Source organism: Pseudomonas sp. SDO5271_S396 (assembly GCF_054071795.1).
This window is the reverse complement of the sequence record NZ_JBSVWB010000001.1, coordinates 168,835-183,148: the sequence shown is the minus strand read 5'-3', so window position 1 is coordinate 183,148 and position 14,314 is coordinate 168,835. Positions and strand designations below refer to the sequence as shown.

15 protein-coding genes are annotated in these 14,314 nt (G+C 60.8%); 12 read left to right on the top strand and 3 right to left on the bottom strand.

Features of this window, described 5'->3' with window-relative positions; genetic code table 11:
* Positions 1-81 precede the first annotated feature (81 nt).
* The 4 genes from ACW9IN_RS00840 (at position 82) to ACW9IN_RS00825 (ending at position 3,028) form a co-directional block, all read left to right on the top strand.
* Positions 82-831: a hypothetical protein gene (locus tag ACW9IN_RS00840; RefSeq protein WP_457364087.1), complete on the top strand. Its 750-nt coding sequence runs from the start codon at positions 82-84 to the stop codon at positions 829-831.
* Positions 832-879: 48 nt separating this feature from the next.
* On the top strand, positions 880-1,773 hold the full coding sequence (yddG, locus tag ACW9IN_RS00835) for an aromatic amino acid DMT transporter YddG (RefSeq protein ID WP_457364086.1): 894 nt from the start codon (positions 880-882) through the stop codon (positions 1,771-1,773).
* Positions 1,774-1,895: 122 nt separating this feature from the next.
* Positions 1,896-2,165 (top strand): hypothetical protein, encoded by a 270-nt coding sequence (locus tag ACW9IN_RS00830; RefSeq protein WP_457364085.1) that lies wholly within the window; start codon positions 1,896-1,898, stop codon positions 2,163-2,165.
* Positions 2,166-2,530: 365 nt separating this feature from the next.
* Positions 2,531-3,028 carry a hypothetical protein gene (locus ACW9IN_RS00825; protein WP_457364084.1) on the top strand — a complete coding sequence of 166 codons (498 nt, stop codon included), beginning with the start codon at positions 2,531-2,533 and terminating at the stop codon, positions 3,026-3,028.
* A gap of 50 nt (positions 3,029-3,078) precedes the next feature.
* Here ACW9IN_RS00825 and ACW9IN_RS00820 read toward each other — a convergent pair whose 3' ends face one another.
* Together ACW9IN_RS00820 and ACW9IN_RS00815 are read right to left on the bottom strand one after the other, a co-directional pair.
* The gene (locus ACW9IN_RS00820; protein WP_457364083.1) at positions 3,079-3,705 is read right to left on the bottom strand and encodes a helix-turn-helix domain-containing protein; all 627 of its coding nucleotides are present in this window, start codon (positions 3,703-3,705) and stop codon (positions 3,079-3,081) included.
* A 5-nt stretch (positions 3,706-3,710) separates the two neighbouring features.
* Entirely contained in the window at positions 3,711-3,869 is a 159-nt protein-coding gene (locus ACW9IN_RS00815) for a hypothetical protein (protein WP_457364082.1), read from the bottom strand.
* A gap of 224 nt (positions 3,870-4,093) precedes the next feature.
* On the opposite strand from ACW9IN_RS00815, the gene ACW9IN_RS00810 reads away from it, so the two are divergent.
* The 3 genes from ACW9IN_RS00810 to ACW9IN_RS00800 all read left to right on the top strand — a co-directional run bounded on the left by ACW9IN_RS00810 (position 4,094) and on the right by ACW9IN_RS00800 (position 7,963).
* Positions 4,094-6,205, top strand: coding sequence for a TonB-dependent receptor family protein (locus ACW9IN_RS00810; protein ID WP_457364081.1), 2,112 nt, complete (start codon positions 4,094-4,096; stop codon positions 6,203-6,205).
* A 286-nt stretch (positions 6,206-6,491) separates the two neighbouring features.
* On the top strand, positions 6,492-7,034 hold the full coding sequence (locus ACW9IN_RS00805; RefSeq protein WP_457364080.1) for a sigma-70 family RNA polymerase sigma factor: 543 nt from the start codon (positions 6,492-6,494) through the stop codon (positions 7,032-7,034).
* On the top strand, positions 7,031-7,963 hold the full coding sequence (locus tag ACW9IN_RS00800) for a FecR family protein (RefSeq protein WP_457364079.1): 933 nt from the start codon (positions 7,031-7,033) through the stop codon (positions 7,961-7,963). Before ACW9IN_RS00805 ends, ACW9IN_RS00800 begins: the two co-directional genes overlap by 4 nt.
* A 1-nt stretch (position 7,964) precedes the next feature.
* Here ACW9IN_RS00800 and ACW9IN_RS00795 read toward each other — a convergent pair whose 3' ends face one another.
* On the bottom strand, positions 7,965-9,812 hold the full coding sequence (locus ACW9IN_RS00795) for a sigma-54-dependent Fis family transcriptional regulator (RefSeq protein WP_457364078.1): 1,848 nt from the start codon (positions 9,810-9,812) through the stop codon (positions 7,965-7,967).
* A 337-nt stretch (positions 9,813-10,149) separates the two neighbouring features.
* Between ACW9IN_RS00795 and ACW9IN_RS00790 the strand changes: the two genes are divergently transcribed.
* From ACW9IN_RS00790 to ACW9IN_RS00770, 5 genes are read left to right on the top strand one after another with little or no spacing between them, the layout of a single operon-like run.
* The gene (locus tag ACW9IN_RS00790; protein WP_457364077.1) at positions 10,150-11,244 is read left to right on the top strand and encodes an ABC transporter ATP-binding protein; all 1,095 of its coding nucleotides are present in this window, start codon (positions 10,150-10,152) and stop codon (positions 11,242-11,244) included.
* Positions 11,244-12,341 carry an ABC transporter ATP-binding protein gene (locus ACW9IN_RS00785; protein WP_457364076.1) on the top strand — a complete coding sequence of 366 codons (1,098 nt, stop codon included), beginning with the start codon at positions 11,244-11,246 and terminating at the stop codon, positions 12,339-12,341. The genes ACW9IN_RS00790 and ACW9IN_RS00785 overlap by 1 nt, the downstream gene beginning before the upstream one ends.
* Complete coding sequence (locus ACW9IN_RS00780) at positions 12,338-13,204, top strand: carbohydrate ABC transporter permease (RefSeq protein WP_457364075.1); 867 nt, start codon at positions 12,338-12,340, stop codon at positions 13,202-13,204. Before ACW9IN_RS00785 ends, ACW9IN_RS00780 begins: the two co-directional genes overlap by 4 nt.
* Before the next feature lie 10 nt (positions 13,205-13,214).
* Complete coding sequence (locus tag ACW9IN_RS00775; protein ID WP_003232361.1) at positions 13,215-14,015, top strand: carbohydrate ABC transporter permease; 801 nt, start codon at positions 13,215-13,217, stop codon at positions 14,013-14,015.
* A gap of 11 nt (positions 14,016-14,026) precedes the next feature.
* Positions 14,027-14,299, top strand: coding sequence for a DUF2160 domain-containing protein (locus ACW9IN_RS00770; RefSeq protein WP_457364241.1), 273 nt, complete (start codon positions 14,027-14,029; stop codon positions 14,297-14,299).
* Positions 14,300-14,314 lie beyond the last annotated feature (15 nt).

Genomic DNA, 14,314 nt, shown 5'->3' with positions numbered 1-14,314 from the left:
GCACTTTTTCCGATTTGCCCGATCTATCGTTGTCCCAGCCATGCGACCCCCGCGTGGAGACGAGAACCAGACCGGGTGCCGATGGATCGCACAACCAAACTGTTTAATCATCGATGGCCGCGCTGGTGCTGGCTGCTGGCCGTCATGCTGTTGCTCGGCACCACCGGTTGCAGCCAGCAACAGGGACGAGACATCGCCAAGCAGTTCAGCAAGGGCAAGCCGGATGAGTTCTTCCAGACCAGCGTGGATCGCATGGCCACCCTGGGCATGCGCGACAACCTGCAAAGCCTGTATTTGCTGATGAGCAAGCTTTACCTGCGCAACCCCAATCAGTGGCGTCAGTCGGGGTATCCGGATGCAGTGAGTGCCGCGCGCGAAATCCGCCAGGCCATCGAGCAGCGTCGTCCACTGCCGGCCTTGGGTGATCGTCGTGACCTGGCTGCGCTGAGTTATTCCCTGAGCCCGGAGTTCAAGGGCGATCGGGTCGGGGCGTTTATCTATGCGATCGGCAGCATGCTCGTCACCGCCCATGGCGGGCGTACCGAGTTTTACATGACCGATTCGATCAACCCGCAGTTCGTCAGCAACGCCGCGCGCAATATCGAGAAAGCGACCTGGCTGCTCGGCAAGCGCCAGGATGCGAATGGCGCGTTGTTGCTGTTCTCCAACGAAATCTCGGAGGAGGGCAGCAACCTCAGTTTTGCCGTGGAGTTCGGCAAGATCGTCGCGCGTCTCGACCTGCTGACCCAGATGCTCGATGAGCGCTATCGCCGCATCGGTCTCAATTATGCGCAAAGTTTGTTGTTGATGAATTTCCTGCCGGTGCAGTGAACGCTGGTAGCATCCCCCTTCATTGTTTTTTGTGTGCAAGAGGTCAGGATGCAAATCAGCAGCGAACGGGCTGCCACCGCATGCGGGTTGGTGGCGATTCTCCTGTGGAGCACGGCTGCCGGGTTGATCCGCAGCGTCAGTGAGTTCTTCGGTCCGCTGGGCGGTGCAGCGTTGATCTATACCCTGGGCGCGGTATTGCTGGTGCTTCTGCTGGGACGGCCACGGGTGCGCGCCACGTCCTGGTTGTACCTGATCCTGGGCAGTGCGTTGTTTGTCGCCTATGAAGTGTGCCTGTCGCTGGCATTGGGGTACGCCAGTAACCGCAACCAGGCCATTGAACTGGGGGTGGTGAATTACTTGTGGCCATGCCTCACGGTGTTGCTTGCCATGGTCATGAATGGTCAGAGAGCCCGCTGGATGATAGTGCCGGGCACGTTGCTGGCGTTGTTTGGCATCCTGTGGGTCGTGAGCGGTGACGGCCTGTCCGTGGCGACCATCCTCGCCAACGTCAACTCCAACCCGTTGAGCTACAGCCTGGCGTTGGGCTGTGCGATCACCTTTGCGCTGTATTGCAACGTCACGCGCCGCTACGCCGGCGGGCAAAACCTGGTGATGCTGTTTTTCACCCTTACTGCCTGCGTGCTGTGGCTGAAGTATGCCGCGAGCAACGAAGTGCTGCCTGCATTCACTTTGAGCAGCAGCCTTCAACTGCTGGCGGCAGGGGTGGCGATGGCGGGCGGGTACGCGTTGTGGAACCTGGGCATCCTGCGCGGCAACCTGACCTTGCTGGCCACGGCGTCCTATTCCGCGCCGGTGCTGTCCTCGGCGTTCGCGGCGTTGTGGTTGGGGGCACATTTGACGGCGCAGTTCTGGCAAGGCGCGGTGTTGGTGACCTTCGGTTCGCTGATTTGCTGGCAAGCGACACGCTCATCCGCTGAATAACGAAGTTTCCGTGGGGTGTTTCTTTTTGCTGTGTAGGAAGCGGCCTATCTTGCGGCCCGCAGCTTGAAACACGCCACCGTGAGCAATAGCCTCGGATTTTTCCGAAAAGATGAGGCCCTGCCTTGGGTAAGCAAAAAACGGTTTGGCCCACTGACCGCGAGATCCGCCTGCGCTTTATCCTTTTTGCGGTGATCGACGCGGCCAGCGTTCAGGGCGTAGCCGCTGATCTGTTATTGCCGGCGCATAAACTGCTGCGTGAGTCACCCACCGAGGCACAACTGCTCCAGGCCCTTGGCGCAATCCTGGCGGCTGATGAAATGTACGGTTTCAGGTTGGCCCCGGGGTCTGAGGCGGATGAATTGATGCTAAATCTGGAAATACCCACTCCCTGAATTCGCTCCAGGTATTCATATCTCCGGTTTCGGATTGATCGCGCTGTTGATGCGGGGCATGGACCGCAACCTGCCACCGGCTGACGTACAGTTTTCATGGCCTGGTTAGATCGATTATTTCCTTCTGATTGGTCGGCATAGCTGTTTCGAATATCCATAACGCCGCTATTTATCTTTAAGCGGAAGTGGTCGGCGTTATGGCGACGAAATGCATGCAATCACAGCCTGCCTGGCTGTTTTCATCGACCAAGCTCCTTCCGGAACGCCCATTTCCGCTGCTCTGTCGCCGTCTTGCACGGTTGCCCGGCTTCTCTAGAATCGGCCGCAGTGCTTAGCCATTTCCTGTCGATTACGGAGTTTCGAACATGATGAACGCAATGCAAATGCCCATGAACACCAACATGCCGATGATGCCCATGATGGGCATGCCGATGATGATGGCCACCATGAAGTGCGAAATGGCCGCTGACGCCATGATGTGCACGATGAAACCGGCCGCCGGCATGGACATGGCTCAATTCAAGACCAGCGCCGAAATGATGGCGATGATGATGAACTGCGGCATGCCGATGATGATGCAGTGCGCCAACATGTCGATGATGGGGATGTCGGCCGAGGCCATGGCCATGATGACCGGCATGAACCTGATGCCGATGATGGGCATGCAGATGCCGATGATGAAGTGCGTGATGGAATGCACCCTGATGGGCGACAGCATGGTGTGCAAAATGATGCCGATGCCTGGCATGAGCATGGCCATGATGGAAAACTGCTGCATGCTCATGAACAAAATGATGAACGACTGCGCCATGCCTATGATGATGAGCTGCAACGGCATGCCGATGATGTGCTGCACCTGCTGATGCGTGCTGTGCAATGAACAACGCCCCGACTTGTCGGGGCGTTTTGCATTTCAGTCCAGGCGTTCGGGATAGGTGATCACCAGGAACGCCACGGCCTCGCTGTCTGCCGGGTTGCGGTAGCGGTGGGGCTGGTCGGCGTAGAACAGGATCGAATCGCCGGTGGACAGCAGGTAGCGCTCCTCGTTGACACTGACTTCCAGCACGCCCTGGGCCACCACGAGGTTTTCCTGAATCCCGGGGCCGTGGCCTTCGGAGATTTCTTCCCCAAGGGCACGCAGGCGGATCTCGTAGAACTCCGACTGGCGCGTCGTATCGTAGGGGAACAACGCACGGCTGATGAAGGCCCCGTCGGCACTCACCAGGCGCTTGCTCTGTTGCGCCGGCAGCACCTCCACGCCTTCGAAGGCGCGGTCCTCCAGGAACGCCGCCACCGACACTTTCAAACCTTTGGCGATCTTGCACAGCACCTTGATCGACGGCACGCTACGCCCCGATTCGATCTGCGCCAGCATTGCCCGGCTCACGCCGCAGGCGCGCGCCAGGCCATCCAGCGACAAGTGACGCTTGCTGCGCAGGCGTTGCAGGTTGTTCGCCACGCACAGGCTGATCACATCGTCGTCGGTAGTGGGTTTGGGCAGGGGGGCGGGTGGGTCGGCGAGCACGTGCAGGAAATTCATCGGCCTTACGCCCGGCGCGTATCGCTGGACGGTGCCACCTGTGCAGTAAACACCGCCAGCCCGGCCCGCGCTGCATACATCGCCCACATCAGCTCGCCCGCAGCCCGTGCCTGGCGGCGTTTGCGGTGGAGGGTGAAATCGATGACGGCGGCAGATGTTTGCATGGGCGAGATCTCGTAAGGCTCGGTTGACTCAGTGGCTCAACAGTACTGCCTGGTGGTTATTTCCTTAAATACTGAGTTCGCATGTATTAATGCGTTTTTGGACTTAGAAAATAAACTGCGTCCGATCCTGTTGTGGGAACGCTCTGGTCCGTTAATAAGGCGTGACCTGACGGGCGCCATGATCATCCCATCCCGTGCCCCCCGAACCCCCAAGGATCTGCCTGATGTTGTTGCGCCAACCTCCACTGTTGTTTGCTGCCCTGACGTTGAGTTCACTGGTACAGGCCGAAGACCTGCAACTGGCCCCGGTCGAAGTCACCAGTAGCGAAGCCAGCGCCGGCGAAGTGGCCCAGGCCCAGCTCAAAAGCGTGCCCGGCGGCACCAACTACATCGATATGAACAGCGTGCAGCAGGGGCGGGTGAGCACCAACGAGGACGTGTTCAAGTACCAGGCCGGCGTGTACGCCAAGGCAGCGAACAACGAAGGGGTAAAGCTCTCGATTCGTGGCTCGGGTTTGAACCGCAGCCCCGGCGCCCATGGCTCCGGTTTGTATGAAATGTTCGACGGCCTGCCGCTGACCGGTCCCGGCGGCACCCCCTATGAACTCAAAGTGCCATTGTGGCAAAGCCGCGTCGAAGTGCTGCGCGGTGCCAACGGGTTCGATCAGAGCGCGCTGGCCTTGGGTGGTGCGGTCAATTACGTGACCCGAACCGGTTATGACGCGCCCAAGCTGCAATTGCGTTATGAAGTGGGCAGCAGGGGTTACGCCCAGCGTGAAATCAGCTCGGGCCAAGTGCTGGGCGATGCCGATTACTACATCAGCCTCACCGACTCGGAATCCGATGGCTATCAGCACCAGAGCGCCGCCACCGGCAAGGGTTTCGCGGCCAACTTCGGCTATCGCTTCAGCCCGACGCTGGAAACCCGTTTCTACATTCGCTACCGTGAAACCACCAACGACACCCCCGGCAAGCTCACCCGCGACCAGATCAACCACGACCCGCGCGCCGCCGCCAGCCTCAACGTCACCCGTGACTCCAAGCGCCTGGAACCGGGTTCGACCTGGATCGCCAACAAGACCACCTTGCTGCTGGATGACAATGCCCGCCTGGAACTCGGCGTGGCCTACCACGACTACCCCATGGACCTGCGTGAAGGCACCAACCGCCTGAAAGTTGCCTACACCGATCTCAGCAGCACCCTGAACTACATCCGCCAGGACACGCTGTTCGGCCACGACAGTAAAACCACTGTCGGCCTGCGCACCACCCAGGCGATGCCGAACAACGGCGCGTCGGAATACGTACGCACACCCGCCGGCAACACCGCCACCTATGCGCCCGGTACCAAGACCCGTGACTACAGTTATCTGGGCTCCGACACGGTTTTGCATATTGGCAACGACCTGGAGCTGCTGCCCGACCTGTGGCTGACCACCGGCCTGGCTGCGATCTACACCCGCCGCGAAACCCGGGTCACCTATCCTGAAGGGCAGGCGCCGCTCAGCCAGCACGACTGGGACTACGCCTCGCGCCTCGGCCTGCGTTACGACTTCACCCCGCAGTTGCAGGTGTACGGCAACCTGAGCCGTTCGGTCGAGCCGCCGCACGCATGGTCGATGATCTGGGGCTCCAACAAGTACTTTGCGAGCGGCCCCGCCAAAGGCCTGGCACGTGAAGGGGTGAGCCTGAAAAACCAGACCGCGACTACCCTGGAAATCGGCGGGCGTGGCGAAGCGTGGCTCGGGCAGTGGGACCTGGCGCTGTACCGTTCCGAAGTGCGGCACGAACTGCTGACGGTGGAAACCCAGGCTCAGACACCGACGAGCAATGCGGTCGTCGCCGAATCCAACGCCAGCCCCACGGTGCACCAGGGCGTGGAAGTGAGCGTGCTCAGCCCTTTGTGGGACGGTGGTCGCAGCGGCAAACTCGACCTGCGCCAGGCCTACACCTTCAGCGACTTCCACTACCGTGACGACGATCTCTTCGGCGATAACACTTTGCCGGGCATTCCCAAACACTATTTCCAGGCACAACTGCGCTACAGCCACCCGTCCGGTTTCTACACCAGCCTCAACACCGAGCATTCATCGCGGGTAGCGGTGGACTACGCCAACTCCTACTACGCGGCGGCATACACCACCCTCGGCGCTACCTTCGGCTACGACGCGCCCAGACAGGACTGGCAAGCCTGGGTCGATCTGCGCAACCTTACCAACCGGCGCTACGCCAATACCGTCACACCGGGTTACGACGACAAGGGCCTGGACGTTGCGCGCTCTACGCCGGCAGATGGTCGAGGCGTTTACACCGGCGTGTCCTGGAGCTGGCGCTGAATGCCCCTGTGAGCCCTCTTTTGTAGTGAGCGGGCTTGACGAATCGTCGCACCGCCCGCGCTGGGTGGCGCAGCCGCCCCAACAAGCCCACCGCGTTTTTCCTGATACACATGCGGCGACTGGTTTTGGGGCCGCTGCGCGCCCCAGCGCAGGACAAGCCTGCTCACCACAACAAGCCTGCTCACTACAATGAATCCTGTTCACCCCGGTAGACCTTGCCCCGATGCGGTTTTACTGGCATTGTTCGCGCAATTGGTAACACTTCCCATTTGAGAAATTATTGCGCATGCATGACATTCCGGCCGCGCTGGGCGATTCATCGCGTCAGCAGACCCTCACGGCGATGTACAGCGAGCACCACGGTTGGCTGCACGGCTGGCTGCGCAAGAAACTCGGCTGTTCCCAGCATGCGGCCGACCTGGCCCATGACGCCTTCATTCGCGTACTGATGCTGGCCGAGCCGCACCACATCAAGGAGCCTCGCGCGTTTCTGGCAACCACTGCCGGGCGGCTGCTGATCGATGGCGCCCGTCGACGCCGTATCGAAAAAGCCTATATGGAAGCCTTGATGATTCAGTGCGAAGACGCCGGCATGCCCGACCCGGCGGCGATCCATGTGGCATTGCAGGCCCTGGAGCGCATCGCCGAACTGCTGGCCGGCCTGCCGGCCAAGGCGCGCGAGGCGTTTCTGCTGAGTCGCCTCGACGGCCTGACCTACAGCGAGATCGCCACGCGTCTGGACGTGTCCTCCAGCACCGTCAAAAACTACATCTCCAGTGCCCTGGTGCACTGCTACCACAGCCTGCACGGGGCTGACCCGCTGGCATGAATTCCGAACAGATCATCCAGCAGGCCGCGCAGTGGCTCACTCGCCTGCACGACGAAGACGTCACCGACGCCGACCGCCACGCTTTCTATCAATGGTGCGATGCCGATCCGCGTCACGGGGTGGCCATCGAGCGCATGCGCGGCCTGTGGGGCAGTCTCGATACGTTACCCGCCAGGCCCGCGCGCCTGGCCCTGAACCGTGCATTCGCCCCCCGGCGATCCCGTGGCGCGCAGGTGTTCGGCGTGCTCGGCGTTGTCCTGTGCGGCTGGCTGGGCGTGCAGCACGTGCCGGTGTGGATGGCCGATCAGCGTACCGGCGTGGGTGAACGACGCCAGATCGCCCTTGAGGATGGCAGCCGATTGCAGCTCAACAGCAACTCGGCGGTGGACGTCAAATTCGACGGTCAGCAACGGGTGATCGAACTGCTGCAGGGCGAACTCTGGGTGGAGGTGGTCAAGGACGCGCAACGGCCATTCGTGGTCCGTACGGACCAGGGCAGCGCCACCGCCCTGGGCACGCGATACCTGGTCAAGCGTGCCGCCGACGGCACCACGGTGGTGACGGTGATCGAGTCCAGCGTGGCGGTCAAAGGTGAGGCCAGTGACGGGGTCAAGGTCATGGCTGGCCAGCGGTCCATCCTCGATCATGGTCGCGCCCAGGCCCCGCAGGCCATCGGCAGTGCCGACCCGGATGCCTGGACCCGTGGCCTGCTCAAGGTCAACGACCAACCCTTGAGCGACGTGCTGCAAACCCTGGCCAGTTACCGCCCAGGGCTGGTGCGCTTCGACGCACCGGCCTTGCAGAACCTGCGCGTGTCCGGCGTGTTCAAGCTGGACGACACGGCAGCGGCGCTCTCGGCCCTGGCGGATAACCTGCCGATCCAGGTGGAGTACTTCACCGACTGGCTGGTGGTGGTCAAGCCGCGCTGAGTCAGCCGTCGTTCTGGCGCAGGCGTTTGTACAGGGTATTGCGGCTGACCCCCAGTTCCCGCGCCAGGTGGGAAATGTTCCCGCCCGCCGCCTTCAAGCGCTGGTTGAGGTCGGCGCTGTCCTCCATGACGCGGTCCCCCGCATCTTCAATGGCAGGCAGCGGTGCCGCCAGTTTCAGATCTACAAAAAAGTCATCCGGCAAATGCTCCGGGCGGATCGGCTGTTCTTCGGCCATCGCCAACGCTACCTGCAACACACTGCTCACCTGGCGCAAATTGCCCGGCCACGGGTGCCTGTCGAACAGCGCCAACACCTCGTTGCTTAGCCCGGCCCATTGCGTGGGGTCGCGGTGCTGCTGCCACAGTTGTTGGAACAGCGCCTGCTTGTCCGTGCGTTCGCGCAGGGGCGGAAGTTCCAGGGTCAGGCCGCCGATGCGGTAATACAGATCCTCGCGGAACCGCCCGGCTTGCACCTGCTCACGCAACACCAGGTTGGTGGCGGAGATGATGCGCAAATCCACCGGGAACAGTTCGCTACTGCCTACCGGTTGTACGCAGCGCTCCTGCAATACCCGCAACAGGCGGGCCTGGGTCGGCAGCGGCATGTCGCCGATTTCATCGAGAAACAACGTGCCTTTGTCGGCCTTGCGGATCAGGCCGATGCTGCCTTTCTGATTGGCGCCGGTGAACGCGCCTTTTTCGTAGCCGAACAATTCCGACTCCACCAACTCAGCAGGAATTGCCGCGCAGTTCACCGCGATAAAGGCCTGCTGGCTGCGCGAACTGGCCTGGTGCAAGGCCTTGACGAACACCTCTTTGCCCACCCCGGTTTCACCGTGGATCAGCAGTGGAATGTCTTTCTCCAACAAACGTTCCGCCTGGCGCACGGCCTTTTCCACACGCACATCGCCGAAATGCAGGGTGTTGAGGCTGATGCCCGTCGATTTGGGCACCACGGGCGCCGCCGGCTTGGCTTCCGCGAATACCCGGGCCTGCACCGGCATCTGCCGGGGCCGCTTGAGCAAGCACTGGAAGCGGTTGCGGCCGGCCGCTTGCAGCGAGAACGGCAAACCCTCCGGTTGGTTCAACAACTCCAGCAGCGACACCTTGAACAGACTGTCGATCATCACCCGCGACAAACTGATGCCTAACAGATTGTCGGCCCGCCGGTTAGCCGAGAGCACCTGGCCGCTTTCATCGAAAATCAGCAGGCCGGCCCACTGGCTGTCGAGGTTGTTCAGGCCGGTGTTGAAGGTCAGCTGAAAGTGTTCACCGCGAAACAGGTTGAGGATCAGCCGGTTTTCCACGGTCTGGCTCATCATCTTGACCATGCCCAGGGTGTGGGAGGGCGGCAGGTAGCTGTCGCTGGACACATCCAGCACCGCAATGATTTCCCGTTGCGCATCGAAGATCGGTGCGGCCGAGCCCGTCATGAAGCGGTTGGCCTTGAGGAAATGTTCATCGTGCTCGATATGCACCGCCTGGGCACAGGCCAGCGCGGTGCCGATGGCGTTGGTGCCGCTGGAGCGCTCCCTCCAGCTGGCGCCCGGGTTGAAGCCCCGTGCCAGCTTGGGTTCGATAAACCGCTGGGTGCCCCACGAGGTCAGCACCTGGCCCTGGTTGTCGGCCAGCATGATCAGGCAGTTGGAATTGCTGAGGATGTTTTCGTAGTAGGGCAGCACTTCCTGATGAGTGGTCTGCACCAGCGAGTGCTGGCTCTCCAGCAATTGGCTGATGCCCTCCGCAGGCAGTTGGTCGAAGCTGGGCGTGCTCTGGTGGTCCAGGCCGAAGGCGCGGCAACGGCGCCAGGATTCCTGGATAAGGGTGTCGTGAGCCAAGGATTCGACCATGGTGACCTTCTTTTTATTGTTATTTTTATGGAGCCTTGCGCGATCAAACTGTGGGAGCTGGCTTGCCTGCGATGAGGTTGTGTCAGCTTGCACCTCTGTGGCTGATGCACCGCTATCGCAGGCAAGCCAGCTCCCACATTCAGCCTGCATTGGGCATGAGAGTGTTGTTCAGAACTGTTCATTGTCAACCCCCGACCTGTTCAGTTGTTCAGTCAGATTGTTCACTCCCGAACATCGCCTTTACCCCATTTCCTTGCGCATCAAGCACTTGCCGTTTTGGCACGAAACTCGCTTTGCTGAATGGCCAGTTTCATTCCAATAATAAAAAGGTCGTGTCATGTCATTGACCCTGGAACATGTCTCCCGCGTTGTCGAAGGCCAGACCTGGATCGACGACGCCAACCTGCGTTTCGAAGCCGGTTCCTTCAACGTTCTGCTCGGTCGCACCCTGTCCGGCAAAACCAGCCTGATGCGCCTGATGGCCGGCCTGGACAAGCCCGACAGTGGCCGCATCCTGATGAATGGCGTGGATGTCACGCAAAAGCCGGTGCGCCTGCGCAACGTGTCGATGGTGTATCAGCAGTTCATCAACTACCCCACCATGACCGTGTTCGAGAACATCGCCTCGCCGTTGCGCCAGGCCGGTGTGTCCGACGAACTGATCCAGAGCAAGGTGCTGGAAACCGCGAAGATGCTGCGCATCGAGAAGTTTCTCAAGCGCTACCCGCTGGAACTGTCAGGCGGCCAGCAGCAGCGTACGGCCATGGCCCGGGCGTTGGTAAAAGATGCCGAACTGATCCTGTTCGACGAGCCGCTGGTGAACCTGGACTACAAACTGCGCGAAGAGCTGCGTCAGGAAATGCGCGAGCTGTTCGAGGCCCGTCACACCATCGCAATCTACGCCACCACTGAACCGAACGAGGCGCTGGCGCTCGGCGGCACCACCACCATCCTGCACGAAGGCCGGGTGATCCAGAGCGGCAAGGCCGCCGAGGTCTATCACCAGCCGCAGACCGTGCTGGCCGCCGAGCTGTTTTCCGAACCGCCGATCAACCTGATGCCGGGGCGTATCAGCGGCAACGAAGTGAGCTTCGCCAATTTTGTGCACTTCCCGTTGAACGTCGACCTGCGCCCCATCGGCGAAGGCGAGTTCCGCTTTGGCGTGCGTCCCAGCCATATCAGCCTGGTGCCCAGTAACGATGACGACCTGGAGCTGGCCGTCACGGTGGAGGTCGCCGAGATCAGTGGCTCGGAAACCTTCCTGCACGTGCGCAGCGAACACTTTCTGCTGGTGCTGCACCTGCCCGGCGTGCATGAGTACGACGTCGACGCGCCGATTCGCGTGTATATCCCCACCCATAAACTGTTTGTGTTCGATGGCCAGGGCCGTTTGGTCCAGGCCCCCGGGCGCCGTGTCGCGAGGGTTGCCTGATGGCCGAGATCCATTTGCAGAACCTGGCGCACAGCTACAGCGCTGCACCCAGTGGCCCCGAGGACTACGCCATTCGGGAAATGAACCACGTGTGGGAGCAGGGCGGTGCCTACGCCTTGCTCGGACCCTCGGGCTGCGGCAAGTCGACTTTGCTCAATATCATCTCCGGCCTGCTCAGCCCGTCCGAAGGCCAGGTGCTGTTCGATACCCGAGTGGTCAACGACCTCACGCCGGAAAAACGCAACATCGCCCAGGTATTCCAGTTCCCGGTGGTCTACGACACCATGACCGTGTTCGACAACCTGGCGTTCCCGCTGCGCAACCAAGGCATGGCCGAGGCGAAAATTCATAGCAAGGTGCAGGAAATCGCCGAAGTCCTTGACCTGCAAAACCTGCTGACCAAGAAAGCCCGCAACCTCACCGCCGACGAAAAACAGAAAGTCTCCATGGGCCGTGGCCTGGTGCGTGACGATGTGTCGGCGATCCTGTTCGACGAGCCGCTGACGGTGATCGACCCGCACCTGAAGTGGAAGCTGCGGCGCAAGCTCAAGCAGATCCACGAGCAATTCAACATCACCATGGTCTACGTCACCCATGACCAACTGGAGGCATCGACGTTCGCCGACAAGATCGCGGTGATGTACGGCGGGCAGATCGTGCAGTTCGGCACGCCTCGCGAACTGTTCGAGCGACCTAGCCATACCTTTGTCGGCTATTTCATCGGCAGCCCGGGGATGAATCTGATCGAGGTGCAGGCCGAGGCGGGCGGGGTGCGGTTTGCCGGCACTCATCTGCCATTGCCGGATGCCTTGCAGCAACGCATCAGCACCATGGACTACCGGAAATTGCAGGTGGGTATCCGCCCGGAATTCATCCATGTGTGGGACGAGTACAACGCCGACGCTTTGCAGGCCGATGTCCTGCATGTCGAAGACCTTGGTACCTACAAGATCATGACCCTCGAACTCGACGGCGTGCCGTTGAAAGTGCGCTTGGCCGAGGACAAACCGGTGCCCGAAGGCAAAGCCTCCATCAGCTTTCCCGCGCAATGGCTGATGGTCTATGCCGATGACTACCTGCTGGAGGTGCAGCCATGAACAAGGTGCAGAACAACAAGGCCTGGTGGCTGGTGTTGCCGGTGTTCCTGCTGGTGGCGTTCAGTGCGGTCATCCCGATGATGACCGTGGTCAACTATTCGGTGCAGGACATCTTCGACCAGTCCAGCCGCTACTTCGTCGGTGCCGATTGGTACAAGCAGGTACTGCTCGACCCACGCCTGCACGACTCGCTGCTGCGCCAGTTCATCTATTCGGCCTGCGTGCTGCTGATCGAAATCCCGCTGGGCATCGCCATCGCCCTGACCATGCCCACCAAAGGCCGCTGGTCGTCACTGGTACTGATCGTCCTGGCCATTCCGTTGCTGATCCCGTGGAACGTGGTGGGCACCATCTGGCAAATCTTCGGCCGCGCCGACATCGGCCTGCTGGGTTCCAGCCTCAATGCCCTGGGCATCAACTACAACTACGCGGCCAACACCATGGACGCCTGGGTCACCGTGCTGGTGATGGACGTGTGGCACTGGACCTCACTGGTGGCGCTGCTGTGCTATTCCGGGCTGCGGGCGATTCCGGATGTGTACTACCAGGCGGCGCGCATCGACCGTGCCTCGGCGTGGGCGGTGTTCCGCTATATCCAGTTACCCAAGATGAAAAGCGTGCTGCTGATCGCAGTGATGCTGCGCTTCATGGACAGCTTCATGATTTACACCGAGCCCTTCGTGCTGACGGGCGGCGGGCCGGGTAACGCCACCACGTTCCTCAGTCAGACGCTGACCCAGATGGCCGTAGGTCAATTCGACCTGGGCCCGGCGGCGGCGTTTTCCCTGGTGTATTTCCTGATCATCCTGTTGGTGTCCTGGCTGTTCTACACCGCCATGACCCATTCCGACGCCAATCGCTGAGGCCGCCAACATGAGCAAGCGCAAGCTTATCCCGCTGCTGATCTACATCCTGTTCCTGCTGGTGCCGATCTACTGGCTGCTGAACATGTCCTTCAAGAGCAACACCGAAATCCTCGGCGGCCTGACGCTGTTTCCGCAGGATTTCACCCTGGCCAACTACAAGGTGATCTTCACTGACCCGAGCTGGTACACCGGTTACCTCAACTCGCTGTACTACGTGAGCCTGAACACGGTGATTTCCCTGAGCGTGGCGCTGCCGGCGGCCTATGCGTTTTCGCGCTACCGTTTCCTGGGTGACAAGCACCTGTTCTTCTGGCTGTTGACCAACCGCATGGCGCCACCGGCGGTGTTTTTGCTGCCGTTCTTCCAGCTGTATTCGTCCATCGGCCTGTTCGATACGCACATCGCAGTGGCCTTGGCTCACTGTCTGTTCAACGTGCCGCTGGCGGTCTGGATCCTGGAAGGTTTCATGTCCGGGGTGCCCAAAGAAATCGATGAAACCGCCTACATCGATGGTTACTCGTTTCCCAAGTTCTTCGTGAAGATCTTTATTCCGCTGATCGGCTCCGGCATCGGTGTGACGGCGTTTTTCTGCTTCATGTTTTCCTGGGTCGAGCTGTTGCTGGCGCGCACCCTGACTTCGGTCAACGCCAAGCCGATCGCAGCGGTGATGACGCGTACGGTGTCGGCCTCGGGTATCGATTGGGGCGTACTGGCAGCGGCGGGGGTGTTGACTATCCTGCCAGGCATGCTGGTGATCTGGTTTGTTCGCAACCATGTGGCCAAGGGCTTTGCCCTGGGCCGGGTCTAGAGGATTCGATGATGGAATGGATGGCCTGGACCACCCCCACCGCGCTGTTCTTTGGTGCCATAGCCCTGATTCTCGTGGGCATGACCACCTGGGAAATGCGCTCGCCGAGCATCCCTCGGCGCGGTTTTCTGCCGATCAGCACTACCCGTGGTGATCGCTTGTTTATCGGTCTTCTCGGCAGCGCCTACCTGCATTTGCTGGTAATCGGCGTCACCGGCTGGAGCATCTGGGCGGCGTCCGCGCTGTCCCTGGTGTGGCTGTTGTGTGTGATGCGTTGGGGCTAGTGCTCCGATTGAATA

Excerpts from the sequence above, each read along its gene's own strand:
- ACW9IN_RS00805 (WP_457364080.1), top strand. The coding sequence starts at position 6,492 with ATGCATGACATTCCGGCCGCGCTGGGCGATTCATCGCGTCAGCAGACC.
- ACW9IN_RS00790 (WP_457364077.1), top strand. The coding sequence starts at position 10,150 with ATGTCATTGACCCTGGAACATGTCTCCCGCGTTGTCGAAGGCCAGACC.
- ACW9IN_RS00800 (WP_457364079.1), top strand. The coding sequence starts at position 7,031 with ATGAATTCCGAACAGATCATCCAGCAGGCCGCGCAGTGGCTCACTCGC.
- ACW9IN_RS00775 (WP_003232361.1), top strand. The coding sequence starts at position 13,215 with ATGAGCAAGCGCAAGCTTATCCCGCTGCTGATCTACATCCTGTTCCTG.
- ACW9IN_RS00780 (WP_457364075.1), top strand. The coding sequence starts at position 12,338 with ATGAACAAGGTGCAGAACAACAAGGCCTGGTGGCTGGTGTTGCCGGTG.
- ACW9IN_RS00785 (WP_457364076.1), top strand. The coding sequence starts at position 11,244 with ATGGCCGAGATCCATTTGCAGAACCTGGCGCACAGCTACAGCGCTGCA.
- ACW9IN_RS00795 (WP_457364078.1), bottom strand. The coding sequence starts at position 9,812 with ATGGTCGAATCCTTGGCTCACGACACCCTTATCCAGGAATCCTGGCGC.
- ACW9IN_RS00840 (WP_457364087.1), top strand. The coding sequence starts at position 82 with ATGGATCGCACAACCAAACTGTTTAATCATCGATGGCCGCGCTGGTGC.
- ACW9IN_RS00825 (WP_457364084.1), top strand. The coding sequence starts at position 2,531 with ATGATGAACGCAATGCAAATGCCCATGAACACCAACATGCCGATGATG.
- ACW9IN_RS00770 (WP_457364241.1), top strand. The coding sequence starts at position 14,027 with ATGGAATGGATGGCCTGGACCACCCCCACCGCGCTGTTCTTTGGTGCC.
- yddG (WP_457364086.1), top strand. The coding sequence starts at position 880 with ATGCAAATCAGCAGCGAACGGGCTGCCACCGCATGCGGGTTGGTGGCG.
- ACW9IN_RS00810 (WP_457364081.1), top strand. The coding sequence starts at position 4,094 with ATGTTGTTGCGCCAACCTCCACTGTTGTTTGCTGCCCTGACGTTGAGT.
- ACW9IN_RS00815 (WP_457364082.1), bottom strand. The coding sequence starts at position 3,869 with ATGCAAACATCTGCCGCCGTCATCGATTTCACCCTCCACCGCAAACGC.
- ACW9IN_RS00820 (WP_457364083.1), bottom strand. The coding sequence starts at position 3,705 with ATGAATTTCCTGCACGTGCTCGCCGACCCACCCGCCCCCCTGCCCAAA.